General features: G+C 71.3%; 21 protein-coding genes and 1 pseudogene. 14 read left to right on the forward strand and 8 right to left on the reverse strand.

Features of this window, described 5'->3' with window-relative positions; genetic code table 11:
* Positions 1–256: pseudogene (locus OQ02_RS24830) on the reverse strand (hypothetical protein); the annotation flags it as partial.
* Between the two features lie 157 nt (positions 257–413).
* Here OQ02_RS24830 and OQ02_RS24835 point away from each other — a divergent pair.
* Both OQ02_RS24835 and OQ02_RS24840 read left to right on the forward strand, forming a co-directional pair.
* Positions 414–1,490, forward strand: coding sequence for a sugar phosphate nucleotidyltransferase (locus OQ02_RS24835; RefSeq protein ID WP_033440987.1), 1,077 nt, complete (start codon positions 414–416; stop codon positions 1,488–1,490).
* A gap of 14 nt (positions 1,491–1,504) precedes the next feature.
* A complete protein-coding gene (locus OQ02_RS24840; RefSeq protein ID WP_033440988.1) occupies positions 1,505–2,392 on the forward strand; it encodes a DNA-3-methyladenine glycosylase family protein in 888 nt (295 codons plus the stop codon).
* Positions 2,393–2,425: 33 nt separating this feature from the next.
* On the opposite strand, the gene OQ02_RS24845 is transcribed toward OQ02_RS24840, so the two are convergent.
* Both OQ02_RS24845 and OQ02_RS24850 read right to left on the reverse strand, forming a co-directional pair.
* On the reverse strand, positions 2,426–3,277 hold the full coding sequence (locus tag OQ02_RS24845; protein WP_081915941.1) for a glycosyltransferase family 2 protein: 852 nt from the start codon (positions 3,275–3,277) through the stop codon (positions 2,426–2,428).
* A 10-nt stretch (positions 3,278–3,287) separates the two neighbouring features.
* On the reverse strand, positions 3,288–3,713 hold the full coding sequence (locus OQ02_RS24850; RefSeq protein WP_033440990.1) for a DUF4396 domain-containing protein: 426 nt from the start codon (positions 3,711–3,713) through the stop codon (positions 3,288–3,290).
* Positions 3,714–3,805: 92 nt separating this feature from the next.
* Here OQ02_RS24850 and OQ02_RS24855 point away from each other — a divergent pair, with 92 nt between their 5' ends.
* The gene (locus OQ02_RS24855; RefSeq protein ID WP_033440991.1) at positions 3,806–5,197 is read left to right on the forward strand and encodes a hypothetical protein; all 1,392 of its coding nucleotides are present in this window, start codon (positions 3,806–3,808) and stop codon (positions 5,195–5,197) included.
* A 2-nt stretch (positions 5,198–5,199) separates the two neighbouring features.
* Here the strand turns inward: OQ02_RS24855 and OQ02_RS24860 are convergent, their stop codons facing one another.
* Both OQ02_RS24860 and OQ02_RS24865 read right to left on the reverse strand, forming a co-directional pair.
* Entirely contained in the window at positions 5,200–6,324 is a 1,125-nt protein-coding gene (locus tag OQ02_RS24860) for a glycosyltransferase family 4 protein (RefSeq protein WP_033440992.1), read from the reverse strand.
* A gap of 79 nt (positions 6,325–6,403) precedes the next feature.
* On the reverse strand, positions 6,404–7,438 hold the full coding sequence (locus tag OQ02_RS24865; RefSeq protein WP_033440993.1) for a glycosyltransferase family 4 protein: 1,035 nt from the start codon (positions 7,436–7,438) through the stop codon (positions 6,404–6,406).
* Positions 7,439–7,464: 26 nt separating this feature from the next.
* Between OQ02_RS24865 and OQ02_RS24870 the strand changes: the two genes are divergently transcribed.
* Genes OQ02_RS24870 through OQ02_RS24890 form a run of 5 tightly spaced genes read left to right on the forward strand, consistent with a single transcriptional unit; the run spans position 7,465 to position 16,289 of the window.
* Positions 7,465–8,379 (forward strand): glycosyltransferase family 2 protein, encoded by a 915-nt coding sequence (locus OQ02_RS24870; protein ID WP_231500222.1) that lies wholly within the window; start codon positions 7,465–7,467, stop codon positions 8,377–8,379.
* A gap of 12 nt (positions 8,380–8,391) precedes the next feature.
* Entirely contained in the window at positions 8,392–12,264 is a 3,873-nt protein-coding gene (locus OQ02_RS24875; RefSeq protein ID WP_033440994.1) for an nSTAND1 domain-containing NTPase, read from the forward strand.
* A gap of 14 nt (positions 12,265–12,278) precedes the next feature.
* Positions 12,279–12,671, forward strand: a complete 393-nt coding sequence (locus tag OQ02_RS24880) for a CU044_2847 family protein (protein WP_051772776.1) — start codon at positions 12,279–12,281, stop codon at positions 12,669–12,671.
* A gap of 47 nt (positions 12,672–12,718) precedes the next feature.
* The gene (locus tag OQ02_RS24885) at positions 12,719–15,211 is read left to right on the forward strand and encodes a glycosyltransferase (RefSeq protein ID WP_033440995.1); all 2,493 of its coding nucleotides are present in this window, start codon (positions 12,719–12,721) and stop codon (positions 15,209–15,211) included.
* On the forward strand, positions 15,204–16,289 hold the full coding sequence (locus tag OQ02_RS24890; protein WP_231500218.1) for a glycosyltransferase family 4 protein: 1,086 nt from the start codon (positions 15,204–15,206) through the stop codon (positions 16,287–16,289). The genes OQ02_RS24885 and OQ02_RS24890 overlap by 8 nt, the downstream gene beginning before the upstream one ends.
* Here the strand turns inward: OQ02_RS24890 and OQ02_RS24895 are convergent.
* On the reverse strand, positions 16,265–16,495 hold the full coding sequence (locus OQ02_RS24895) for a hypothetical protein (protein WP_156077302.1): 231 nt from the start codon (positions 16,493–16,495) through the stop codon (positions 16,265–16,267). The two genes, OQ02_RS24890 and OQ02_RS24895, sit on opposite strands and share 25 nt — an antisense overlap.
* 126 nt (positions 16,496–16,621) lie before the next feature.
* Here OQ02_RS24895 and OQ02_RS24900 point away from each other — a divergent pair, with 126 nt between their 5' ends.
* The 4 genes from OQ02_RS24900 (at position 16,622) to OQ02_RS24915 (ending at position 19,542) form a co-directional block, all read left to right on the forward strand.
* Positions 16,622–17,473: a DUF5753 domain-containing protein gene (locus tag OQ02_RS24900; protein WP_051772777.1), complete on the forward strand. Its 852-nt coding sequence runs from the start codon at positions 16,622–16,624 to the stop codon at positions 17,471–17,473.
* On the forward strand, positions 17,455–17,691 hold the full coding sequence (locus OQ02_RS24905) for a DUF397 domain-containing protein (protein WP_033440998.1): 237 nt from the start codon (positions 17,455–17,457) through the stop codon (positions 17,689–17,691). Before OQ02_RS24900 ends, OQ02_RS24905 begins: the two co-directional genes overlap by 19 nt.
* 140 nt (positions 17,692–17,831) lie before the next feature.
* Positions 17,832–18,662, forward strand: a complete 831-nt coding sequence (locus OQ02_RS24910; protein ID WP_033440999.1) for a hypothetical protein — start codon at positions 17,832–17,834, stop codon at positions 18,660–18,662.
* 439 nt (positions 18,663–19,101) lie between these two features.
* Positions 19,102–19,542: an Imm1 family immunity protein gene (locus OQ02_RS24915; RefSeq protein WP_033441086.1), complete on the forward strand. Its 441-nt coding sequence runs from the start codon at positions 19,102–19,104 to the stop codon at positions 19,540–19,542.
* 198 nt (positions 19,543–19,740) lie between these two features.
* Here the strand turns inward: OQ02_RS24915 and rfbD are convergent, their stop codons facing one another.
* Together rfbD and rfbB are read right to left on the reverse strand one after the other, a co-directional pair.
* Positions 19,741–20,634, reverse strand: a complete 894-nt coding sequence (gene rfbD / locus OQ02_RS24920) for a dTDP-4-dehydrorhamnose reductase (protein WP_033441000.1) — start codon at positions 20,632–20,634, stop codon at positions 19,741–19,743.
* Positions 20,634–21,626 (reverse strand): dTDP-glucose 4,6-dehydratase, encoded by a 993-nt coding sequence (rfbB, locus tag OQ02_RS24925; RefSeq protein ID WP_033441001.1) that lies wholly within the window; start codon positions 21,624–21,626, stop codon positions 20,634–20,636. The genes rfbD and rfbB overlap by 1 nt, the downstream gene beginning before the upstream one ends.
* 211 nt (positions 21,627–21,837) lie before the next feature.
* On the opposite strand from rfbB, the gene OQ02_RS24930 reads away from it, so the two are divergent.
* Both OQ02_RS24930 and OQ02_RS24935 read left to right on the forward strand, forming a co-directional pair.
* Positions 21,838–23,292 carry an LCP family protein gene (locus tag OQ02_RS24930; RefSeq protein ID WP_231500219.1) on the forward strand — a complete coding sequence of 485 codons (1,455 nt, stop codon included), beginning with the start codon at positions 21,838–21,840 and terminating at the stop codon, positions 23,290–23,292.
* An 80-nt stretch (positions 23,293–23,372) separates the two neighbouring features.
* Positions 23,373–24,554 carry an LCP family protein gene (locus OQ02_RS24935; RefSeq protein ID WP_033441002.1) on the forward strand — a complete coding sequence of 394 codons (1,182 nt, stop codon included), beginning with the start codon at positions 23,373–23,375 and terminating at the stop codon, positions 24,552–24,554.
* Positions 24,555–24,617: the final 63 nt, after the last annotated feature.

The following is a 24,617-nucleotide window of genomic DNA, read 5'->3' on the forward strand; positions in this document are numbered from 1 at the left end:
AGGGCTGGTTCGGTGGGGAAGGCGGGGCGGGGTGGGCTGGGGGTGGCGGCGCGTGACCTGCGGCGACGTGGGCGGACAGGACCATGGTCGAGTCCGGGTCGGCGCCGTGCGGGTCGACCGCGTTGACCATGGCGCGCGGGATCTGCTGGGTCGCCGACGAGTCCATCGGCGACGTCATGTTGTCCGGCGTCACGACGTGGATGCCACGTGCACGAGCACGGGCCAGCGCCGCGTCGGCCCGAGCGCGGGGGTCCATCCGGATCTCTCCTGCGTGTGCCTTGGGCCGGCTGGTGAACGCCGGCGTTGCCGATCGGTGGCGCTCGCCGACACGGGACCACCGCCCGTGTCGCTGAGTGCTCATGCCAGAGTATTCGCAAACTACAGGTGGAAGTAAGCGGAGGAGGAAAAACGGCATGTCGGTGCTGCAAGGTGCGGAGGCTGTGGTTCTGGTCGGGGGCAAGGGAACCCGGCTTCGACCACTGACCCTGTCCGCGCCCAAGCCCATGCTGCCGACCGCCGGGGTGCCGTTCCTCACCCACTTGCTGTCGCGGATCCGGGAAACCGGCATCAAGCACGTGGTGCTCGGCACGTCGTACAAGGCGGAGGTCTTCCAGGAGCACTTCGGCGACGGCGCGGCGCTCGGCCTCGAGCTCGAGTACGTGGTGGAGGAGGTGCCCCTGGACACGGCGGGCGCGATCCGCAACGTCGCCCACAAGCTGCGCGAACGCGACGTGATGGTGTTCAACGGGGACATCCTGTCGGGTGTCGACCTGCGTGCCATCGTCGAGACGCACCGCAAGGCCGAGGCGGACGTGACGCTGCACCTGGTCCGGGTCGAGGACCCGCGCCCGTTCGGCTGCGTGCCGACGGACGAGGACGGTCGGGTCACGGCGTTCCTGGAGAAGACGGACAACCCGCCGACGGACCAGATCAACGCGGGCTGCTACGTGTTCCGGCGCGAGGTGATCGAGGGCATTCCCGCTGGTCGGCCGGTGTCGGTGGAGCGCGAGACGTTCCCGGGGCTGTTGGCGGCGGGTTCGCGGGTGCAGGGTCACGTGGACGCCTCGTACTGGCTGGACCTCGGCACGCCTGCCGCGTTCGTGCAGGGTTCGGCGGACCTGGTGCGCGGTATCGCGCCGACGGCCGCGCTCACGTCGAAGGGTGACGCGCTGGTGCTCGACGGCGCGGTCGTGGACGAGGACGCGGTGGTCCTGGGCGGCGCGACGATCGGCGCGGGCTGCACGGTCGCGGCCGGTGCCGTGGTCGACGGCGCGGTGCTGTTCGACGGCGCGGTGGTCGGCGAGGGCGCCCGGGTCGAGCGCAGCGTGCTGGGCGCGAACTCGCTGGTCCAGGCCGGTGCGGTGGTGTCGGACGCGGTGATCGGTGACGGCGCGGTGGTCGGCGCCCGGTGTGAGTTGATCAACGGTGCGCGGGTGTGGCCGGGGGTCGTGCTGCCCGAGGGCGGGGTGCGCTTCTCCGCCGATGTGTGAGGTCCTGATGTCCGATGCCTAGGACGTGGGCGCCGCCGTTCCCGCTGGACGTCGGCGCCGTGCTGGGGCGCTTGCGTCGCGGGCCGGGCGATCCGACGTTCCGGTCCGGGGACGGGGTGTGGCTGGCCGCCAACACCCCGACCGGTCCGGGCACCCTGCACGTCCGCCGCGCCTCCGACGTGGTGGAGGCGGACGCGTGGGGTGACGGCGCGGAGTGGCTGCTCGACGGGCTGCCGGCGTTGCTGGGCGCGGCGGACGACGATTCCGCGTTCGAGTGCCACCACCCGCTGATCGCGGAGACGCGGCGGCGACGTCCGGGGATCAGGTTGGGCTCGACGGGCCGGGTGTGGGACGCGCTGCTGCCCGCGATCCTGGAGCAGAAGGTCACGGGGACCGAGGCGTTCCGCTCGTACCGGGAACTGGCCCGCCGGTTCGGCACGCCCGCGCCCGGCGTCGCCGACTTGTACGTGCCGCCGACGCCGCGCGCGATCCTGGGCATCACGGACTGGGAGTGGCACCGGGCGGGCGTGGACGGCGGTCGTCGGCGGGCGTTGATCGCGGCGGCGCAGGTGGCGCACCGGTTGGAGGGCGCGTTCGACCTCGGCGGGGAGGACGGCCGGAACCTGCTGCGGAAGGTGCCGGGCATCGGGGTGTGGACGGCGGCCGAGGTGGCGCAGCGCGCGTGGGGTGATCCGGACGCGGTGAGCTTCGGCGACTTCCACCTGGCCGGGATCGTGGGGTGGGCGCTGCTCGGCGGGCCGCTGGACGACGACGGCATGGCCGAAGTGCTGGCACCGTACGCACCCCAACGCCACCGCGCGGTCGTCTACGTCCTGGCTTCGGGTGCCAGGAAACCCCGCTTCGGCCCCCGCTTCTCACCCCGCGACTACCGCGCCATGTGATCGGCCCTCCAGCGGACGCGGGGCGGCCCGCGGTCAGCGGGTCATCAGGCGAAGGCGCAGGGCCAGGCCGGCACGGACCGCGAGCATCAACGGCGCCCAGACGGGGCCGCGGTGGCGGTCTGCCAGGTAGCGGTAGGCGCTGGAGTGGTGGGCCGCGAGCATGCGGTCGGACGTGCGCTGGGTGGAGTGGCCGCCGATGTGCACGACCTCGGCCTCCGGCACGTACACGTTCAGCCAGCCCGCACGGGCCAGCCGGTCGCCCAGGTCGACGTCCTCGAAGTACATGAAGTACCGGGGGTCGAAGCCGTCGACCGAGTCGAACGCCTCCCGCCGCATCAGCAGGCACGACCCGGACAGCCACCCGGCGGTGCGCTCCTCCGGTGACGCCGCCGCCTGCCGGTAGGCCGCGGACCACGGGTTCGACGGCCAGACGTGCGCGAACAGCGCGTGCCCCAGCCCTCGCCCCAACGACGGCAGCAGTCGGGCCGACGGGTACACCGCACCGGACGGCTCGCGGATCAACGGCCCGAACGCGCCGCCGCGCGGCCACCGCTTGGCGGCCTCCAGCAGCGCGTCCAGGCTCCCGACGCCCCAGGACAGGTCCGGGTTGGCCACCACGACCCACCCGACCGACTCCGGCAGAGTGGCGACACCGAAGTTCGCCCCCGCGCCGTACCCGAGGTTCCCGCCGGTCGGCACGAAGGTGACGTGCGGGTGCTCGGCCGCGGCCCGTTCCGGCACGCCGTCGGTGGATCCGTTGTCCGCCAGCACCACCGACACCGGTCGTGTGGTCGCCGCGGACAACGTGGACAGGAAGCCGTCCAGGGTTTCACCGGGCGAGTAGGTGACGGTCACCACCGCCACCTCGTCTCCGTAACGCGTCACGGCGGTCACCCTAGTGGTGGTGCGCGTGGTGCACGACGGCGTGCCCCTTGCCGCGCGAGATGAGCCACCTGTTCACCGGCACGGTCAGCACGAACGCGACCGCCAGTGAGAACGCCAGGGCACCCCAGAACAGCAGGCTGGACACGCCCGCGTCCATCGCGCCCGGCACCGCCACCATGATGGCGTTGTCGACGATCTCCATCACCGCGATGGACACCGTGTCGGCGGCCAGCGCCACCTTCACCGCCGCGCCGAACGAGACGCCGGTCCGCAGCACGCCGCGCAGGGTCAGCGCGTAGCCGAAGAAGAACGCCAACGCCACGGCCAGCACCACGGTGCCCCAGTTCGGGAGCCCGATCGCGGTGCCGATGACCATGCCGAGCACTTCACCGATGGCACAGCCGGTGAGGCAGTGCAGCGTCGCCGAGATCGCCATCGTCCAGGTTGCCTTCATGCCGGCGACTATACCCCTAGGGGGTATCGAAAGCCAAGCGACGGCGCGCCGGAGTCCCCGTAGCCTCCGGCAGCATGCGCGACGAAGCGGCGTGGCCGCCGGCCGAGACCAACCACCCGTTCCTCGCACGGGGACTCGCGAAGAACACCGGCCTGGGGTTCGACGTCGTCCGACCTCTCCTGGCCAGTGCGGACCGCGAGACGCTGATGACGCTGGCAGTCCGCCGGGACCTGCCTCCCGACGCGGCGGAGACGCTGGCCGCCCACCCGGACGTCACGGTGAGGGCCGAACTCGCGGGCACGATCGCCGCCCGGCACGCGTGGGCGCGCTTGGCCGAGGACCAGGACGTCGGGGTCCGCAGGAGACTGGCGTCGAACGGCGACCGGTATCGGAGGCGTGGCGACCCCTCCCTGCCGGAGCCGGCCGCGTGGAAGCTCGCGGACGACCCTGACGACGAGGTGCGGCGTCAAGCAGCCCTGTGGGCGCCGGTCGAGGCCGTGCTCCACCTGGTCGCCGACCCGTCCTCCAAGATCCGTTCCACGCTCGCCCGGCGTCGACTGCCCGAACCCGCCACCCGTGCCCTGCTCACCGATGCCGACCCGGCGATCCGCCGGGGCGCGCTGCACCGCGAGACGGTGCCACCCGACCTGGTCCGGACCCTGGCGACCGACCCGGACGGGCACACGCGCGCGAACGCGGCGGAGACGCTGCCGCTCACGGCGGACCTGGCCGCGGACCTGGCGGCGGACCCGGACCCGTGGGTCCGTGAGAACCTCGTGGCGAACCCCGACCTGCCGCTGCCGTTGTTGCTGCGCCTAGCCGACGATCCGGACGAGGACGTCCGGGCCGCCGTGATGCTCCACCGGGACCTGCCCACCGACGTGCAGGAGCGGGTCGAGGCGTCGGTGGAACCGCACCACAGCCACCTCACCCGTTGGCTGACGCCCGACGAAGCGCCGCTCGCCCTGCGCCTCGAACACGTGGACTCGCCGTTCGTCTTCTTCCGCCGGGCGGTGGCGCTGTCTTCGGACCTGCCGGTCGACGCGGTGCACCGGCTGGCCGCGGACGCGGACCACAGCGTGCGGCTGCTGCTCGCGGAGAACCACCCGGACACGCCCGGCGACGTGGTGGCCGGGTTGATCCCCTGCGGCCACGCGACGTGGGAGCTGATCAAGCACCCGAGCCTGACCGTCGAGGCGCTGACCGCGTTCGCGGAAGGCGACGACGAGTACGCGAGGGTGCCCGCCGCGACCAGCCCTCGCCTACCGCCGTCGGTGATCGTGCGCTTGCTCGGCCACACCCACCACAACACCCGCGTCACCGCCGCGGCCAACCCCGCGCTGCCCGAGCCCGAGCTGCGCCGCCTGTTGTCCGGCAACGAGTTCGCCCTGGTCACCGCGGCAGCGACCAATCCCGCGATCCCGGTGGAGTCGGCGCGTCAGCTGGTCGAAGCGATCCTGGCGTGACGTCAGCGGCGGTGCGTGTGGGCGGCGCGTTCGTACGCCAGGCGGTGCAGGGCGGCTGACGTGGACCAGGAGAAGTCCTTGGCCCGCACCACCGCCGCCGCCGCCAGGGCGTCACGGCGGGCCGGGTCGTCCAGCAGCTCGCCCAGCGCGGCGGCGATGTCACCGGCGCCGACCCCGCAGTACGCCACCGCGTCGCCACCCACCTCGGGCAGGCTCAACCGCCGGGTGGTCAGCACGGCCGCACCGCAGGCCATCGCCTCCAGCACCGGCAGCCCGAACCCCTCACCGAGCGACGGGTACGCCACCACCTCGGCACCGCCCAGGAACCCCGCCAACGACGGGAACGGCAGGTAACCGGCCCGGATCACGCGAAGCCGGTGCGGCACGGCGTCCAGCGCGCGTTCCACCTGGCTGTCCCACCCGGGCTGACCGGCCAACACCAGCGCGGGCGGATTCGGTCTGTCCCGGCACGCCTGCGCGAACCCGCGGATGAGCGCCGGAACGTTCTTCCGCGGCTCCAGAGCGCCCAGGAACGCCACGTAAGGCGCGTCACCCAGCGACAGCATCCGCCGGACCTCGGCCACTTCCTCGGGCGTCGGCGGGTGGAACCGCTCGGTCTCCACGCCGTGCTGCGCGATGTGCAGCAACCGCCGGTCGGCGCCGGCGACCCGGGCCAGCTCGTCCGCGGTCGCCCGCGACGGCACGATGCACAGCGCCGCACGTCGCAGCGAAGCCCTGGTCCACCCGCGGAAGAACCGGGCCTTGACCGACGAGTGCAGCACCGCGTCGGTGAAGAACGTGGCGTCGTGCAGTGTCACGACCGACGCCGCGCGGTTCGCCAAGGGCACCGTGTAGTGCGGCGAGTGCACGACGTCGGCGCCGAGCCTGGCCGCGAGCCTCGGCAGCGTCATCTGCTCCCACGTCAGCCGGGCCGTCCGGGTCGCCACCGCGTCCGTCGCCGGGACGATCCGCGAGCCCGGCGCCAGGGACGCGTACAACGCAGCGTCACGGCGTTGGCACACGACGCTGAGCCGCGCGCCGTCCGCGTCGAGCGCGGCCACGAGGGAATCCACGTAGCGGCCGACGCCACCGCGGTCGGTCGGGACGGCGGTGGCGTCGATGAGCACGCTGGGCTCGACGGATGGCACGCGGAGAAGGGTACGGCGGCCGGCCGGCAGGTTGCCGGGAAATGGGGTAAACGGTTCCTCAGCGGACCAGGCCGAGATGGACGTCCCACACCGAGCGGGCGGCGTTCTCCCAGGTGAACGCCTTGGCTCGGGCCAAACCCGATGTGACCAATCGCCCAAAGAGCGCGGTATCGGACAGCACCGTGCGCAGCGCGGACACCAGCGCCGCGCGGTCGCCCCGGGCGAAGGTGATCCCCGCACCGCCGGCCACCTCCACCAGCGCCGGAGCGTCGGAGTGGACCACCGGCACACCGGCCGCCATCGCCTCCACCACCGGCAGCCCGAACCCCTCGGCCAGGCTCGGCGCGGCCAGCACCGCTGCCCGCCGCAGGACGAAGGCCAGCTGGGCGTCGCTCAACCGTCCCAGCAGGTGGACGTGCGGCGCGCGCAGGTCCACCCCGCCCCAGCCCTGCGGCCCGACCACGACGAGCGGCACGCCGAGCTCGCCGGTCGCGGACGCCAAGAGGTCGAAGCCCTTGCGCGGCTCGATCGTGCCGATCGCCAGGACGTACCGCGGCGGAACGTCCACCGCCTCCTCCGCCGGGAACGCCGTGACCCCGTTTCCCACCACGTGGACGGGGACGGGACCGGGCGCGTACCGCCGCAACTCGTCCGCCACCACCGACGTCGGCACCACGATCGCGCCCGCCCGCGACACGGCGCGGCTGATCACGCGCTGGTGCCACGCCACCCCGCGCGGTGTCAGGGTCGACGGGTGGGTCCACGGCACGGTGTCGTGCACGGTCACCACGACCCGACCGCGCGGCGGCGCGAACGGCGTGAACGCGTGCACCGAGTCGCCACCGGGCCAGTACGGCACCCCCCGCTCCCACGCCGCGATCAGCGCACGCCGGGGCAGCGGCAGCACGCGCGGCCCCTGCACACCGGGCACCACGGCCGCCGACACGTCGGCGTGCCTGCTCACCACCCCGGTCACGGTCCACCCGGCGGGCGCGGCGGCGGCGAGCGCGGCGGCCAGCTCGCGGGTGTACCGGCCGGTGCCACCGGGCACCGGCGCCAGCAACTGCTCGGTCAGCACAACCAGTTCGGGCACGTCGCGTACCGTCTCACGCCGTGTCGATCCCCAGCACGACGGTGGTCGTGGTGACGTGGCGGGGCCGTGAGCACATCACCGCGTGCCTCGACGCCCTTGCCCGCCAACGTCCACACCGGACGCTCGTGGTGGACAACGCGTCCGACGACGGCACGGCCGACCTGATCGCCGCCCACCCGAGCCGCCCGGACGTCCTGCGCCTGCCCGTGAACCGGGGTTACGCGGGTGGCCTCGCGGCGGCGTTGCCGCGGATCACCACCGACTACGTGGCCTGGCTCAACGACGACGCGACCCCCGACGACGGCTGGCTGGCCGCCCTCGAAGACGCCTTGGCCGCCACGCCCGACGCCGCCGCCGCGACCCCGTCCATGCTGCTGGCCGACGGCTCGACCCAGTCGGTCGGCGTCCGGCTCACCGCCGACGGCCACGGCGCCGACCTGGTGCTTGCCGGTCGCGAGGTGTTCGGCTTCTGCGGCGGCGCGGCCCTGATCCGGCGTGCGGCGCTCGACCACGTCGGCGGTGTCCCAGGCGGGTTCTTCTGCTACTACGAGGACACCGACACGGCCTGGCGGCTGCGGCTGGCCGGTCACCGGGTGCTGTCGATCGGCCCGGCCCGCGTCCACCACCGGCACGGCGCGAGCACCAAGCCCGGCTCCCGGCTCTTCCACCGCTGGAACGAGCGCAACCGGCTGCTGATGCTCCTGCGCTGCGCTCCCCTCGGCACCGCCCTGGGGCAACTGGCCAGGTTCGCGGTGATCACCGCGCTGCTGCCGTTGCGGCGGAACACCCCCGACGCCGAGAACTTCCGCGTCCCGCTCCGCCTTCAGGTGCTGCTGGAAGTGCTCGTCCGGCTGCCGACCACGCTGATCCACCGCGCGAAGATCGGCAGACGTGCGAAGGTGTCGAGGCGCGCGGTGTGGCGTGAGTGGGCGGGGCGTTAGGGGGGACACCTGGTGGTCGAGCGAGCGCTGGTGCGGGTGTTCCGCGACCGCGAGCCGATCGGGGTCGGCTTCCTCGTGTCCGAGGACACGATCCTGACCTGCGCGCACGTCATCGGCGACGAGGACGAGGTGGAGGTCGACTTCCCCGTCCTCGGCGAGGTGGTGCGGGCCCGGGTCGTGCACCGCGCGGACGGCGTCGACGCCATCGGCCTCCGGCTCGACCGCACCCCGGTCGGCGCGCGTGCCGTCCGGGTGGTCGCCGAGGACGACATCCGCGACCACCGGGTGCGCACGTTCGGCGTGCCGGACCGCCGGCCGGACGGTGTGTGGTCTCAGGGCGTGGTGCGCGGCTCGATCGCGGGCGGGCGCATCCACATCGAGGACGACCGGGCGCACGGCCTGCCGATGCTCCAGGGGTTCAGCGGCGGCCCGGTGATCGACGACGACCTGGGCGCGGTGGTCGGCATGGTCGTCGAGGTGGAGGCCCGCCGCGAGCACCGCATCGGCTACGCCCTGTCCGGCGCGGTCCTGCACGACGCGTGGCCCGAACTGGCCGCGATCACGAACCAGCCCAGCCCGTTCCGCGGCCTGGAGCCGTTCCAGCCGGGTGACGCCGAGTTCTTCTTCGGCCGGGCGGAACGCACCCGCGAGCTGAAGGAGCGGCTGGACCGCGACGGCGTCCTGGTCGTCACCGGCCCGTCCGGCTGCGGCAAGTCGTCCCTGGTGCTGGCCGGCCTGGTGCCGACGCTGCCGGAAGCGGTGATCGTCCGCCCGGCCACCGGCAGCTCGCCGTGGGCGGCGCTGGCGACCGCGCTCGGCGTCGAGGACATCGCCGCCGACCAGGTCGAGGACACCGTCAACCGGCTGATCATCCGCAAGGACCTGCGCCGCCTGACGCTCGTGGTCGACCAGTTCGACGAGGCCGTGACGCGGTTCCCGGACGAGTCGGCCGCCCTGCTCGACGCGCTGCTGGACACGGCCGCGTCCCACCACCGCACGCCACGCGTGGACGTCGTCGTCACGACCACGACCGAACCGCTCAACCGCTTGCTGGCCGACCCGAAATTCGGCTCACGGCTGGCCGGCCACACCGCCACGCTGGGCGCTCCGAGCGCTGCCGAACTGCGCGAAGCCGTCGAAGGCCCACTGGCCGAGCCCGGCATGCCGGTGTTGCAGGAAGGCCTGGCCGACGCGGTCCTGGAAGACCTCCAGAACGAGCGCAACCCGTTGCCACTGCTGGAGTTCACCCTCACGCTCCTGTGGGAACGGCAGGACCGGGGCGTGCTGACGCACGACGCGTACCGGGAGCTGGGCGGCGTCGCGGGAGCGGTGTCCACGTACGCCGAGCAGGTGTGGCAGCGCTTCGACCCGGACGCCGTGCGCCGCGTGCTGACGCAGCTCGTCAGCCCGCTGGAGGACGGCGGTTTCGTGCGCCGGGCCGTTCCGCCGGACCAGCTGGGCGAAATCGCGCTCGACCTCGCGCGCACCCGCCTGGTCACCCTCGGACCGTCCACTGTGGAGCTGGTGCACGAGTCGCTGGTGCGGCACTGGGACCGGTTGCGCGGCTGGGTCGAGGAAGACCGCGAGTTCCGGCTCTGGCAGGACGAGGTGGACCGCCAGTCCACCCGCTGGCACGACACCGGGGAACGCGCCCTCCTCATCCGGGGCAAGGCGCTGCGCCACGCCAGGACCGTCTACAAGGAGCGCCGGGACGACCTCACCGACCGGCAACGCCGGTTCCTGGAAGCGAGCAACAACGGGCACCACCGGCGGATCGCCGTGCGCGCCGGGGCCGTCAGCCTGGTGTTCAGCCTGACCGTGTCCACTACCTACGCGGTGAGCCGGTTCATCGGCCAGCAGGGCGAGGTGGACGCCGACCGGGCCGTCGAGACGCTTCTCGACCGCGTCCGATCCGCGTACGCGGTGCCGGAGCTGATCACGACCACGGCCCTCGCCTTCCGCACCGTCGACAACGTGAACACCAGGCAGGCCCTGCGCGGTCTGGCCCGCTCCCTGCGGCACGCCGAGGTGGTCACGCCCGGCGCGTCCCTGCCCAACCTCACCGGCACGCGGATCGCCGAGTACGGCGAACTCGGCGGGCTGGTCGGCCTGTGGGACGTCACCACCTCGCCCGCCAAGAGGGTGGACGTGGCGGACGGCGGCACCGACGTGATCTGGCTGACCGAGGACCGGATCGCCGACCACGGCCCGAGCGGCGACGTCCACATCCGCGACGCCCGCACCGGGCAGGTGGTGCGCACGGTCGAGGCGCGGGCCGACGTGATGGAGGCCGACGCCACCGGCCGCTGGCTCGCCCACGCCACTATCGGCACGACCGAGGTGCACGTGGTCGACCTCGACCAAGGCACCACCTGGACGGTCGGTTCCCCCGCCGAGGTGCAGGGCGACCGTCAGCGCCCGCCCGGCACGGCGACCCTCAGTGACGTCCTCGCCGGCGGGGAACCCGTGGTCGACGTCGACGACAAGCGGCTCGCCCTCTCCTCCGTCGGGTCGCGGGAGGTGCCCGCCGTCTACCCGGCCAGGGCGTTCACCCGTGCCGAACCGGTCACGGTCCAGTGCGTCGGTGAGGAGCTGGTCATGCAGCGGCTGCCCGACAAGGCCGCGCTGGAGAGCGTCAACCCTGGCACCGGCGAGTGCGTGAGCGGCACGTTCAGCCCGGACGGCAAGGCGTTCGCGGTGATCAAGCGGCCAACGTCGAGCGGGGACCAGTTGTGGCTCGGCTCGCCGGAGTCCCGGACGGGCATCACCGTGCCGAAGTCCGGATGGGTGCACAGCGTCGCGGTCGAGGACTCCGGCGCGTACCGGGTCGTGCTGAAGTACTCCGAACAGTCGCTGGTGCTCCGCGTGCCGCCCCCGGACGGCTTGGACCAGGCATTGCGGGGCGCCCAGCGGGTCGCGATCACCCCGGACGGCGCGCACGCCGTGCTGTTCCGGCAGTCCGGCCGGGTCGAGGTCTGGCGCACCGCCGACCGCTCCCGCGTGGCCGGGGTCAGCGCCGGCAGGTGGCACCCGGACGACTCCGTGCGCGACTCCTACGCCCTGTCGCCCGACTCGAAGACGCTGGCCACCCGCGACGGCGACTCACCCGTGGTCAAGCTGTGGAACCTGCCCGACCTCGCGCCGCTCGGCGACCTCACCGCGCCCGGCTCCGACCGTGAGTACGACCACACCACCCTCGAGTTCCTGGACGCGGGCCGCCTGCTCACCCACCGCGTCGACCGGCTCGGCGTCTGGGAGGCGCGCACCGGCAAGCCCGTGGGCAAGCCGATCGCCCTGACCGAGGGCATGGCCCCGGTCACCGCGCCCGTCGGCGACGACGAGGTGGTCATCGTCACCGGTGACCTGCGCGTGCGCCGCTACTCGCTCGCCGACGGCCTCGAGGTGCCCGGCTCGGAGTTCTCCTACGGCGACCCGAGCTCGTCGACCGCCAACCGGATCGTGACGGACGAGGACGGTGAACTGGTCGCCCTCTACGCCGACAACGCGGTGCAGGTCTTCGACCTGGAGACCGGTGAGCGGGAAGACCGGCTGGACATCCCGGACGAGATGATGGTGAGCCGGCTGCGGTTCCGCCCGGACCCGGACGACGTCGAGGTGACCATCGGCGACCCTCAGGCGAGCGGCGGCCAGGTGGTGCTCTGGAGCCGCAACCTGATGTGGGGTCTGCCGGCCCTGCTCGACCGCCCCGACATGAGTTCCGAACGACTGCCCGGACCCGCCGCGCCCGGATTCGCCGACGCCGGCGGCCTGGAGTCCGCGGACCCGGCGGTGTGGCTCGACCAGGTGTGCGGCGTCGTGCGGCGCAGCGGGTTGACGCTGGAGATCGACCGGCCGTCCGGGTCGTTCAAGGACGCTGTCTGCTGAACACGAGGAGCGAAGTGGCGGAGTACGTAGAGGTGCGCACGGAGGACGGCGACCTGGTGCCGTTCGAGCTGGACGAGGAGTACGACGGGCCGGTGCGCGCGGGTCGCCGGTGGGACGCGGCCGTCGAGCGGGCCGGCGAGACGCTGGAGAGCGGTATCGAGCGGGCGCGGAAGGTGGCCCGGTCGGTGGCGGCGAAGATCGGCGACATGCCGTCTCCGCGACCGGACCGGGTCGCCGTGGAGATCGGCCTCAAGGTCGGCTCCAGCGCCGCGCTGGCGATCGCCAAGTCGTCCGCCGAGGCCCACGTCAAGATCACCGTCGAGTGGCTGCGGGACAGCCTGCCCGCACCGGCGCCGGTCGAGGACGAGGAGTCAGAGCCGGATTCCGAGGGCGACTCGGAGGCATAGGACACCTTGACCGCACACTGCGGAGCGTGATGAGGCAGAGTTAGCCCGTGGAGCAAGGAAGCCTGCCTGTCGTGTCGGTGGTCGTGGTCAACTACCGCGGCGCCGACGACACCATCACGTGCCTGCGGGCGTTGTACGGCGACCTGCGCTACCCGACGGACAAACTCCAGGTCATCGTGGTCGACAACGCCTCGGGTGACGGCAGCGCGGACCGCATCCGGGCCGCCGCGCCGAACGTCGAGGTGATCGAGTCGCCCGACAACCTGGGCTTCGCGGGAGGCTGCAACCTCGGCGTCCGGAGTGCGCGCGGCTCGGTCGTCGCGTTCCTGAACAACGACGCCCGCCCGCACCCGGAGTGGCTGAGCGAAGCGGTGCGGGTGCTGCGCGTCGAGCCCGCCGTGGGCGCGGTGGCGAGCAAGGTCCTGGACTGGGACGGCGAGGCGATCGACTTCGTGGACGCCGGCCTGACGTGGTTCGGCATGGGCTACAAGCGGCACGCGGGCATGCCGGACGACGGCACCCACGACACCCCCCGCGACGTCCTGTTCGGCACCGGCTCGGCGTTGGTCGCGCGGACCTCGGTGTTCCGCGAGCTCGGCGGGTTCGACGAGCGGTTCTTCATGTTCTACGAGGACGTCGACCTCGGCTGGCGGATGAACCTGCGCGGCTGGCGCGTCCGGTACGTCCCGACGTCCCTGACCTACCACAAGCACCACGCCTCGATGTCCACTGTGGACAGCAGTCGTGAGCTGTACCTGTTGGAGCGCAACGCGCTCGCCGCGCTCTACAAGAACTTCTCGGACGAGACGCTGGCCAAGGCGCTGCCCGCCGCGCTCGCCCTGGTCGTCCGCCGGGCCACCGCGCGCGGCGAGATCGACGCGACCCAGCTGGAGATCACCCGCCGGCCGGAGAACCCGGCGAACGACCGCGCGCCGGTGCCGGTGTCGCGGGAGGCGCTGGCCGGGTTCCTGGCGATCGACCAGTTCGTGGAGCTGCTGCCGTCGCTGGCCGAGTCGCGCAAGACCGAGCAGGCCGCGCGCCGGGTGTCGGACGCCGACCTGGTGCCGTTGATGCGCAAGGCGATGGAGCCCGCCTACCCGCTGCCCCGCTACCTGGCCGCGCACGACGTGCTGGTCGACGTGTTCGGGCTCGAAGAGGTGTTCGGCCGGCCGCGACGGGTGCTGATCATCACCGGTGACGCCATCTCGGAGAAGATGGCCGGCCCCGCGATCCGGGCGTGGAACATGGCCGACGTGCTGTCCGGCGAGCACGACGTCCGGCTGGTCACGATCAACCCGCTGTGCTCGCCGCCCGAGTCGTCGTTCCCGGTGTCGAGGGTCCAGCGACGGGACCTCAAGCCGCAGGTCGACTGGGCCGACGTGATCGTGCTGCAGGGCCACGTGCTGGAGTTCGCGCCCTGGTTGAAGGAGAAGGACGACACGAAGGTCGTGGTCTGCGACATCTACGACCCGATGCACCTGGAGCTGCTGGAGCAGAGCAAGGACTCCACCGACGAGCAGCGCCACAAGGACCTGCGCGGGATCACCACGGTGATCAACGACCAGCTGGCCCGCGGTGACTTCTTCCTGTGCGCGTCGGAGCGGCAGCGGCACTTCTGGCTCGGCCACCTGACCGCGCTGGGCAGGCTCACGCCCACCCTGTACGACAACGACCCGACCGTGCGGTCGCTGCTCGCCGAGGTGCCGTTCGGGCTGCCGGCCAAGCCGCCGCAGCGCACCGGGCCAGGCCTGCGGTCGACGTTGGGCATCGCCGAGTCGGACAAGGTCGTGCTGTGGGCCGGCGGCGTCTACAGCTGGTTCGACCCGCTGACGCTGGTGCACGCGATGGACCTGCTGCGGTCGCGGCGGTCGGACGCGCGGCTGGTGTTCCTGGGGATGAAGCACCCGAACCCCGAGGTGCCGGACATGGACATCGCCGGGCAGACCCGCGCGCTGGCCAAGCGGCTGGACCTCATCGGGTCGCACGTGCTCTTCAACGAGACATGGGTGCCGTACAACGAGCGGCAGAACTGGCTGCTCGACGCGAACGCGGGCGTGACCACGCACTACGAGCACGTGGAGACGACGTTCGCGTTCCGGACCCGGGTGCTGGACTACCTGTGGGCCGGGCTGCCGATCGTGACGACGGACGGCGACTCGTTCGCCGACCTCGTGCGGCGTGAGCGGTTGGGCGTGGTGGTGTCGTCGGAGGACCCGGCCGCGCTGGCCGACGCGCTGGAGAAGGTGATGTACGACGAGGCGTTCGCCGCCGGGTGCGTGGCGCGGATCGCCGACGTGCGGGAGCAGTTCACCTGGGAGAACGTGCTCGCGCCGCTGACCGCGTTCTGCCGCAACCCTCGTCCCGCCGCCGACCGGCTGCCGGGGGCGTCGTTCATGGTGCCGAACCGGCAGCTCGGGCGGCTGGAGAAGGTGCAGCGGGACGTGTCGCTGGCCAAGGAGTACATGACCGCCGGTGGCGCGGGCGAGGTGGCGCGGCGGGCGACCGGCCGGGTCCTCAAGAAGTTGCGCGGCCGTGGCTAGGCCGTTGCGGGTGCTGATCGACGGCACCCCGTTGCTCGGGCAGCGGACCGGGATCGGCCGGTACACGGCGGCGTTGGCCGAGGAGCTGGCGTCGATGCGGGACGACGTCGACATGCGGGCGGTCGCGTTCACGCTGCGGGGGTGGCGTGCGCTGCGGACCGTGCTGCCGCACGACGTGGTGGCGCGCGGGTTGCCGGTGTCGGCGCGGTTGCTGCGGCAGTTCTGGCTGCGCATGCCGTTCCCGCCGGTGGAGCTGCTGGCCGGGCCGACCGACGTCATGCACGCGACGAACTTCATCCTGCCCCCCACGATCCGGGCGGGTGGCGTGACGACCATCCACGACCTGGCGTTCCTGGACGCGCCCGGCGACCTGCCGCCGTCGGACCGCCGGCTGCCCGAGCTGGTGCAGCAGTCGGCGACCCGCGCGGATGTGGTGTGCACGCCGACGCGCGCGGTGGCCGAGGTCGTGGTGGAACGGCTTTCGGTGCCGGAGTCGAAGATCGTCGTAACGCCGCTGGGGGTCGACCCGGCCTGGTTCGCCGCGCGGTCGCCGTCACCGGCTCTGCGCGCGCGGCTGGGGTTGCCGTCGGAGTACCTGCTGTTCGTCGGGGCCGGTGGGCCGCGCAAGGGCTTGGGGACGTTGCTGGCCGCGCACGAGGTGCGCCCTTCTCTGCCGCCGTTGGTGCTGGCCGGGCCTCACGTGGTGAGTTCGGACGGCCGGGTGATGCGGACCGGGTACCTGAACGACGTCGACCTGCGGAGCGTGGTGGCGGGGGCGGCGGCGCTGGTGCTGCCGTCGCGCGACGAGGGGTTCGGGCTGCCGGTGCTGGAGGCGTTGGCGTGCAACGTGCCGGTGGTGTGCACGGACGTGGCGGCGTTGCGCGAGGTGGCCGGCGGGTACGCGACGCACGTGCCGGTCGGTGACGTGGAGGCGTTGGCGACGGCGATGGTCGACGCCGTGGAGGCCCCTCCCACGCCCGCCGACCAGATGGCGCGGCGGACGCACGCGTCCGGGTTCACGTGGCGGAAGACGGCGGAGAAGACGGTGGCGGCCTATCGGCGTGCCGCCGGGCAGTGACCGGTGTCCAGGCAGGTGTCGCAGTCGTAGCCGGCGGGGTCGAGGACTTTCAGCTCCCGCCGGACGGCTTCCAGCAGGCGTGACGCGCCGCTGATGGTGAGGCCGAGGACGACTTCGCCGGGCCGTGGGCCGACGGAGAGGCAGACCACCTCGGCCTCGTCGTCCGCCCACACCCTCAACGGCGTGTTTCCTTGCACGTGCGTCACCCGAACCTCCACAACACCCTCCTCGATCGACGGAATCCGGTTCTGCTAGGTTGCGCACACTCTCCCCCGAGTGCAAGCTTCACTGGAATCACATTCCAAATTTTCACCCGATCGAGGGAACGCACGATGACTCCCCAACAGCGCCGCCTGGCGCGCCGCCTGCGCCAGCTCCGGGTCAACTCGGGCACGTCCCTGGAGGCCGCCGCCACCCACCTGGGCTGCAAGCAGCCGAAGATCACCAAGATCGAGATCTGCCAGTTGGGCGCGCGGCCCGACGAGGTGCGGCTGCTCTGCGAGCTGTACGGGGCGGGCCGGGCCACCGTGGAGAGCATGGTGACCTTGGCCCGGACCGCGAAGACCCGTGGCTGGTACCAGGTGTACGACGAGTCGGCGAACCCCGAGAACATCGACTTCGTGGAACTGGAGACCGACGCGGTCAGCGTGTCGAACTACCAGATCGACCTGGTCCCGGGCTTGCTCCAGACTCCCGACTACGCCCACACGGTCATCCGCGCGGCCAACCCCGGCATCGGCGATTCGATCCTGGAACAGCGAGTCGAGCTGCGGATCAAGCGCCAGGACCGCGTGCTCGACGGCGGACTCGATGTCTGGGCGGTGATCACGGAGGAAGCCCTCCTCCGCGCAGTGGGTGGCAGGGACGTCCACATCGCCCAGCTCTCCCGGTTGACGGACTTGGCTTCCCTGCCGAACGTGCAGTTCCAGATCATCCCCACTCGCGCGGGCGAGCACATCGCCATGGGGGTGCCGTTCTCCTGCTTCCGGTTCGACGACGGCTACGGCACGGTGGCGATCGACCACCTCACCGGCACCCTCTTTTTGGAGGAAGAGGCCGAAGTCGAGCGGTATAGGCTGGCGTTCCAGCACTTGTGCGGCACCGCGCTGAGCGCGCCGGACTCGCTGGCCCTGCTGCGGAAGTACGTCAAGGAGGAGCACAGCGAATGGGAGCGTCGGAGCTGACCTTCGGAACCTGGCGTAAATCCACCTTCAGCGGCGGCAACTCGGACTGCGTCGAAGTGGCGTGGCGCAAGTCGTCGTTCAGCGGTGCCAACTCCGGCTGCGTCGAGGTGGCGCACTCCACCGCCGTCGTCGGCATCAGGGACAGCAAGTCGCCGTCCACCGGCACCCTCACCCTCCCCCGCACCACCTGGGCAACCTTCCTGGCGACCCTGAGGTGACGTACCGGTCACCTTCGCCCGCCTGGATGTCGGGTGATCGCCTGACATCCGAGCAGGCCGACCGCTATTAGCGTCGTGATCACAGTCGGGGCCACACGTGCCCACGGCAATTCTGTGATCGCGGAAGGTCGTTCCCGAAGATGGTCGTCGCCAGGTTGGGCCGTTCGAAGCGCTGGGTCGTCGTCGCCGTCGCTGCCGTCGCGCTCCTGCCCGTCGCGGCGTGCGGATCGAGCGGTTCCGCGGGGAACGCCTCCGGCGCGGCCGGCGCCGACCGCGCCCAGGCCATCGGGCGTTGGCAGGACGACTTCTGCCCGACCGTGCAGCCGGAACTGGCGGCCAAGCGCCTGTCGTACTCCAAGTACGTGAACGGGCCGTCGTACCTGGCGATGGGGGACGCGATGACCCCGAACACCTTCGACTGCCTGGCCACGTTCGAGATCGACCTCCCGAAGCGGAAGCACCCGGAGAACGCCGATGTGGCGATCGCCATCTACAACCGCAACGAAAAGGCGTGGAGCAGCGTCGAGGAGTACTACCAGAAGCGCCTGAAGGACTGGCTCGCGGTCTACGAAGAACTCGAGGTAGGCGGCAACGAGCACAAGGTCCGCGAAAGGGACGGCGCTCTGAAGCCCTTCCTCGACAAGAAGCTGGACGGTCCGTGGGTAGAGGGCCAGGCGTACGCGATCAAGGCCTCCGGGGTCTACCGCGGGTCCGTGTTGGCCGCCGTGCGCACCGAGGACTACGCGCTGTTCATCAGGATCGAGACCCCGATGGACCCCGAGGTGAGCCAGGCCCTGACCGCCGTCGAGTTCTACGAGAAGCGAGGGGAAAAGCCGCCCGCCGAGCTGAACGAGGAGGGCATCGAGAGCCGGCGGGTACTGCCGTTCACGGACGAGGAGATCGCCGAGTGGACGACGACCGAGTACATCGCCGCAGTTCACAAGGCGGTCGAAGCGAAACTCGGCAAGTAGGGCGAGACCCGGACCTGCCGTAATCGCCAGTGCGAACCTGACGACGGCCTTGTCCGGCCGGCCGGGCTCGTCCTCGGGACACCACCCTGTCGAAGCGCCCGACCTGCGTCGAGTCCCGACCCGCGTCGAGTGGCGACCTGCGTCGAGTGGCGTGAGGTCCTATGAACGGCCCGCCCGCTGATCTGCCTGCGGGTTCTTGAGCACGTTCCACGAGATCTGCCGTGACCCCGTCACGGCACAGACGCAACGCAGGAACCGCTGACGCTCGCCGTCATGGCGGGACGCGGTCGCTTCAGTGGATCGCCCAAGCGCGGACATGGGCGAAAGGGTGCCGTACTGCTTGCGCGCAAAACTAGTGCGACAATCCGACTCCACTCCAACGGCCCAACACCCACCCCTCGGGTGGTCACTCACCGCGTCCACTGCCATGATGCCCGCCATGAGTTTCACGGCTGTGTGGCCGATCAACGACGCGAGCGACACCGACGCCGCCGACGAGCTGACCGTCAGCGCGCCGGAGGACGTCGACACCCTCCTGAGCCGCTTGGCCGAACCCGGCGCGGGCCCCGCCGTGATCGAGCACCAGGACCGCGAGCTGATCATCGACTCCGAAGGGCTGCTGGGCGCACCCGGCACGACCCGCATCCCCGACCACGACGTCGCCGCGGCCATCCACAGCGGCTACGGCTACCTCACCTACGCCGACCCGGACCACGACTACTCGACCCTTAAGGGCGATCCGTCCTCCCCCGAGTACCGCTCCGAGTACGTCGACTACCCGGCCGGCGCGGGCGTCCCGGTGGACGTCCTGGCGACCGCGCTCAAGCAGTTCCTGACCACCGCCCAGCGCCCCACCACCGTCACCTGGCAACCCGCCTAACCCGTGAGTCCTACGTTCGGAACGCGTGAGTCCTACGTTCGGAACGCGTGAGTCCTACGTACAGAACGCGTGAGTCCTACGTTCAGGACGCGTGAGTTCAACGCTCAGAACAAACGATCTTGTACTGAGCGTTGAACTCGGGGTACGCGAACGTAGGACTCACGGGTCCTGAACGTAGGACTCACTGGTGGAGTGGGGTTAGGGGACGGCGTGCGCCGCCACCGCGGCCGTCAAGGCCTCACGCCAGTGACGCAGAGGCGGCAGGCCGGCGTCCTCCCACGACTTGCCGGACAGCACCGAGTACGCCGGGCGCGGCGCGGGGCGGGGGAAGTCGGCGGTAGTGCAGGGCTTCACCCGGTCCGGGTCCAAGGCCAGTTCGGCGAAGATCGCACGGGCGAAGCCGCACCAGGTGGTCTCGCCGGCGCCGGTCGCGTGCAGCACCCGTGACGGCGTGCCGCCCGACGACACCAGACCGGCCAGTGACACCAGGCCGTGAGCCAGGTCCAGGGACCACGTCGGCGAGCCCAGTTGATCGTCCACAACGGACAGCGTGTCGTTCGTGGCAGCCAAGCGGGCCATGGTCTTCACGAAGTTCGCGCCGTGCTCGCCGTAGACCCACGCCGTGCGCACGACCCACGCACTGTCCCAAGTGGACAGCACGCGTTCCTCGCCGGCGAGCTTGGTGCGCCCGTACGCCGACCGCGGCCCGGTGGGGTCAGACGGCTCGTACGGCCGCGTCCCGTCACCCGGGAACACGTAGTCCGTCGACACGTGCAGCAGCGGCACGTCGTGCTCGCGGCAGTTCGACGCCAGGTAACCCGGCCCCACCGCGTTGACCGCGAACGCCCGGTCGAAGTCGGTCTCCGCCGCGTCCACCGCCGTGTAGGCCGCCGCGTTCACCACCACCGGCCGGAAACCGGCGTCACGGGCGGTCGCGGCGAACACGCCCACCGCGTCCGCCACGGCCGACGGGTCGGTCAGGTCCAGCTCGGCCGACGACGGCGCGTGCACCAGACCGTCACCGGGCGCGGCGGCCACGACGTCCTGCCCGAGCTGCCCCCGACCACCGGGCACCAGCAGTGCGAGCGCCATCAGCCGGCCAGGGCCGCGCGCTGCTTCAGCGGCTCCCACCACGACCGGTTGTCCCGGTACCACTGCACGGTCGCCGCCAGGCCCTCGGCGAAGTCGACCCGCGGCGCGTACCCGAGTTCGGTGCTGATCTTGGTGATGTCGACCGAGTAGCGCCGGTCGTGGCCCTTGCGGTCGGCCACCGGCTCGACGGACGAATCCCAGTCACGGCCGGTCGCGTCGAGCAGGCGCTCCGTCAGCTCCCGGTTGGTCAACTCGGTGCCGCCGCCGATGTTGTAGATCTCGCCACCGCGACCGCCCTCCAGCACGAGCTGGATGCCGCGGCAGTGGTCGTCCACGTGCAGCCAGTCGCGCACGTTCAGCCCGTCGCCGTACAGCGGCACCTTCTTGCCGTCCACCAGGTTCGTCACGAACAAGGGGATGACCTTCTCGGGGAACTGGTACGGACCGTAGTTGTTCGAGCACCGCGTGACGCACACCTGGAGCCCGTGGGTGCGGAAGAACGACCGGGCCAACAGGTCCGACGAAGCCTTGGACGCCGAGTAGGGCGAGTTCGGCTCGAGGATGTGCTCCTCGGTCCACGACCCTTCGTCGATCGTGCCGTACACCTCGTCGGTGGACACGTGCACGAACTTGGCCACCCCGGCCTCCAGCGCGCCCTGGAGCAGCACCTGGGTGCCCAGCACGTTGGTCAGCACGAAGTCGGCCGAACCGGAGATCGAACGGTCCACATGCGACTCGGCGGCGAAGTGCACCACCACGTCCGTCCGGCTCATCAGGTCGGCGACCAGTTCGCGGTCGCAGATGTCGCCGTGGACGAAGGTCAGCCGCGGGTCGTCCGCGACCGGCGCCAGGTTCGCCACGTTGCCCGCGTAGGTGAGCTTGTCCAGCACCACCACCTCGGCATCGGCGTAGGCCGGGTACGAGCCGCCCACCAACTCCCGCACGTAGTGCGAGCCGATGAACCCGGCCCCACCCGTTACCAGTACGCGCATGCTCAGTGCCCTCCTACGAGCGGTCCACCCACCGAAGTCTGTCACGGGCTTTAACCGTGCAACCCACCTGGTTGTTACAGCGTCTCCCGTATAAGAGGAGTGGCAGGAAGCTTGTACGCACGGGGGAGGCAGGCAAGTGGACCGGAGTCCGCCCGGAACAGCCGGCAGATCGGCTGCTCTTCGTGTTCTCGCGGTCACCGCCCGTTCGATCGTGGCGCTGGTCTCGGCGGCTGTGCTCGTCGTCACGTGGTACGGCTGGTACTACCTGAGCGACATCGACGACGACATCACCACGACGGACGTCTTCCAGTCCTCGGTCGCCGAGCAGGACGAGGGCAAGGTCCGCAAGCCGCTCGACGGCGCGATCGACATGCTGCTGGTCGGCGTCGACAGCCGCACGGACGCCCAGGGCAACCCGCTGTCGGACGAAGTGCTGGCGCTGCTCAACGGCGGTGTGGCGGACGGCACGCTGAACACCGACACGATGATCCTGGTGCACATCCCCCAGGACGGCACCCGCGCGGTGGCCATCTCGTTCCCGCGCGACGCGTACGTGGAGATCGCGGACGGGTTCGGCAAGCACAAGCTGAACTCCGCGATGGCGCGGCAGAAGAACGACACGGCGCAGCGGTTGCGCAACGAGGGCGTGACCGACGAGGCCCGCGTCGAACTGGAGTCGACGCTGGCCGGGCGCCGGACGTTGATCAAGACGATCGAGCAGCTCACCGGCGGTTCGGTCACCGTCGACCAGTACGCCGAGGTCAACCTGGCCAGCTTCTACGAGGTCACCAAGGCCATCGGCGGCGTCGAGGTGTGCCTGAACGAGGAGACCCGCGACCGCGACTCGGGTGCGGACTTCCGGGCGGGTCGGCAGACCATCGAGGGCGCGCAGGCGCTGTCGTTCGTGCGGCAGCGCGGTGGGCTGCCCGGCGGCGACCTGGACCGGATCGTGCGGCAGCAGGTGTTCATCGGCGCGCTGGCCCGCAAGGTGCTGTCCACGGGCACGCTGACCGACTTCGGGAAGCTGGACCAGTTGCTGACCGCGGTGAAGAAGTCCGTGGTGATCAACGCGGGGTGGAACCTCACCGAGTTCGCCGAGCAGATGCAGGGGTTGGTGTCGGGCAACATCCAGTTCCGCACGATTCCCGTCGGCGACCCGACGGACACGTGGAGCGACGGCAACGTGCTGCCGGTCGAGCCGGCGAAGGTGCGGCAGTTCATCAAGAACCTGGCGACGGACGGCTCGTCGTCCTCCAAGTCGCCCACCACCACGACGCCGACCGGGCCGCCGCCGTCGGAGATCACCGTGCACGTCTACAACTCGGCCGGAGTGGCCCGGTTGGCGGCCAACGTGCTGGACATGTTGGTGCAGAACGGGTTCGTCCGCGGGCGCGCGGCCAGCGGCGAGTACCTGGAGACGACGTCCGTGCGGCACTCGCCGGACGAGGCCTCCAGCGCCGAGAAGGTGATTTCCGCGTTGGGCCGTAACGCCGAGGCCATCGCGGACGACTCCGTGCCAAGGGGGCAGGTTCAGGTTCACCTCGGCGCGGACTACGCGGTGCCGGACCAGTCCGACCCGGCGTCGGTCGAAGGCACCGGGACGGTCGCGCCCACCACCGGCTCGACCCCGCCGATCACCGCCGACGGTGTGGTCTGCGTCAACTGAACCCCTGGTCGAATTCGCACGTCCGACCGGCCGCAGCCGGTTAGCCTGATCGGACAGTCCCAGTCGTTGGAGGAACGTCGGTGAAGGCCGCGGTGATTGCCGGACGCACGTTCCTCGCGCTGCTGTCCGCGACCGTTCTCGTGGCCGCCGGTTACGGCTGGTCGACGTTGAAGCGGGTGCAGGAGAGCGTGAACACGACGGACGTGCTGACCGCGCTGTCGGACGTGCCGAACGCGCCGCCCGTGGCCGACGGCGCGACGGACATCCTGCTGGTGGGCAGCGACAGCCGCACCGACGCGCAGGGGAGGCCGCTGCCGGACCACGTGCTGCGGCAGTTGCGCACCGAGGCGACGGACACGCTCAACACGGACACGATCATCGTCATGCGGCTGCCGCACGACGGTGGCAAGGCACGGGCCGTGTCCATCCCGCGAGACACGTACGTGCCGGTGCCGGACATCGGCTCGGAGAAGATCAACTCGGCGTACGGGCTGACCAAGTTCTTCACCATGCAGCGGCTCCAGGCGGAGGGCGTGTCCGACCTGACCGAGCGCTCGCAGCGGGGCGACCAGGCCGGGCGGCGGGCGTTGGTGCAGGTGGTGCAGGAGTTGACCGGGGTGCGGGTCGACCACTACGCGGAGATCAACCTGTACGGGTTCTACCTGCTCACCGAGGTGATCGGGGGCGTGGAGGTGTGCCTGAAGCAGGCGACGTCCGACCCGGATTCGGGGGCGAACTTCCGCGCGGGGGTCCAGTCGATCTCGGGGGCGGACGCGCTGGCGTTCGTGCGGCAGCGGAAGGGTATTCCGAACGGGGACCTGGGGCGGATCACGCGGCAGCAGGTGTTCATGTCGGCGGCGGCGGCGAAGCTGATGTCCGCGGGGACGTTCACCGACCCGGCGCGGCTGTCGGGGCTGCTGGACGCGGTGAGCAAGTCGGTGGTGGTGGACGAGAAGCTGGACCTGACGACGTTCGCCGGGCAGGCGCGCGGGTTGGCCGGTGGGAACGTCGAGTTCGCGACCATCCCGGTGACCGGGGTCGGTGCGCGCAACGAACGCGGCCAGAGCATCGTCACGGTGGACCCGGCCGCGGTGAAGGCCTTCGTGGCCCAGCTGCTGGGCGAGAAGTCCCCCGCCACGCCGCTTCCGTCGTCCCCCGCCGGTGCCCCCACCACCCGCAAGCTGGCCGGCGACCGCCTGGTGACCTTCGACGGCCACCCCCGCCCCGCCACCCTCCAGTCGTCCCCACCCTGCATCGACTAACCCACACACACACTCGAGAGTCCTACATTCCCGCCCCGTGAGTCCTACGTTCAGAACGCGTGA

Origin of the sequence: Saccharothrix sp. NRRL B-16314 (assembly GCF_000716595.1) — a bacterium.
In the GTDB taxonomy this organism is placed as follows: Bacteria; Actinomycetota; Actinomycetes; order Mycobacteriales; family Pseudonocardiaceae; genus Actinosynnema.

Coding starts and splice junctions, on each gene's coding strand:
- OQ02_RS24905 (WP_033440998.1), top strand. CDS start 17,455: ATGGGAGCGTCGGAGCTGACCTTCGGAACCTGGCGTAAATCCACCTTC.
- OQ02_RS24910 (WP_033440999.1), top strand. CDS start 17,832: ATGGTCGTCGCCAGGTTGGGCCGTTCGAAGCGCTGGGTCGTCGTCGCC.
- OQ02_RS24835 (WP_033440987.1), top strand. CDS start 414: ATGTCGGTGCTGCAAGGTGCGGAGGCTGTGGTTCTGGTCGGGGGCAAG.
- OQ02_RS24915 (WP_033441086.1), top strand. CDS start 19,102: ATGAGTTTCACGGCTGTGTGGCCGATCAACGACGCGAGCGACACCGAC.
- OQ02_RS24900 (WP_051772777.1), top strand. CDS start 16,622: ATGACTCCCCAACAGCGCCGCCTGGCGCGCCGCCTGCGCCAGCTCCGG.
- rfbB (WP_033441001.1), bottom strand. CDS start 21,626: ATGCGCGTACTGGTAACGGGTGGGGCCGGGTTCATCGGCTCGCACTAC.
- OQ02_RS24840 (WP_033440988.1), top strand. CDS start 1,505: ATGCCTAGGACGTGGGCGCCGCCGTTCCCGCTGGACGTCGGCGCCGTG.
- rfbD (WP_033441000.1), bottom strand. CDS start 20,634: ATGGCGCTCGCACTGCTGGTGCCCGGTGGTCGGGGGCAGCTCGGGCAG.
- OQ02_RS24855 (WP_033440991.1), top strand. CDS start 3,806: ATGCGCGACGAAGCGGCGTGGCCGCCGGCCGAGACCAACCACCCGTTC.
- OQ02_RS24850 (WP_033440990.1), bottom strand. CDS start 3,713: ATGGCGATCTCGGCGACGCTGCACTGCCTCACCGGCTGTGCCATCGGT.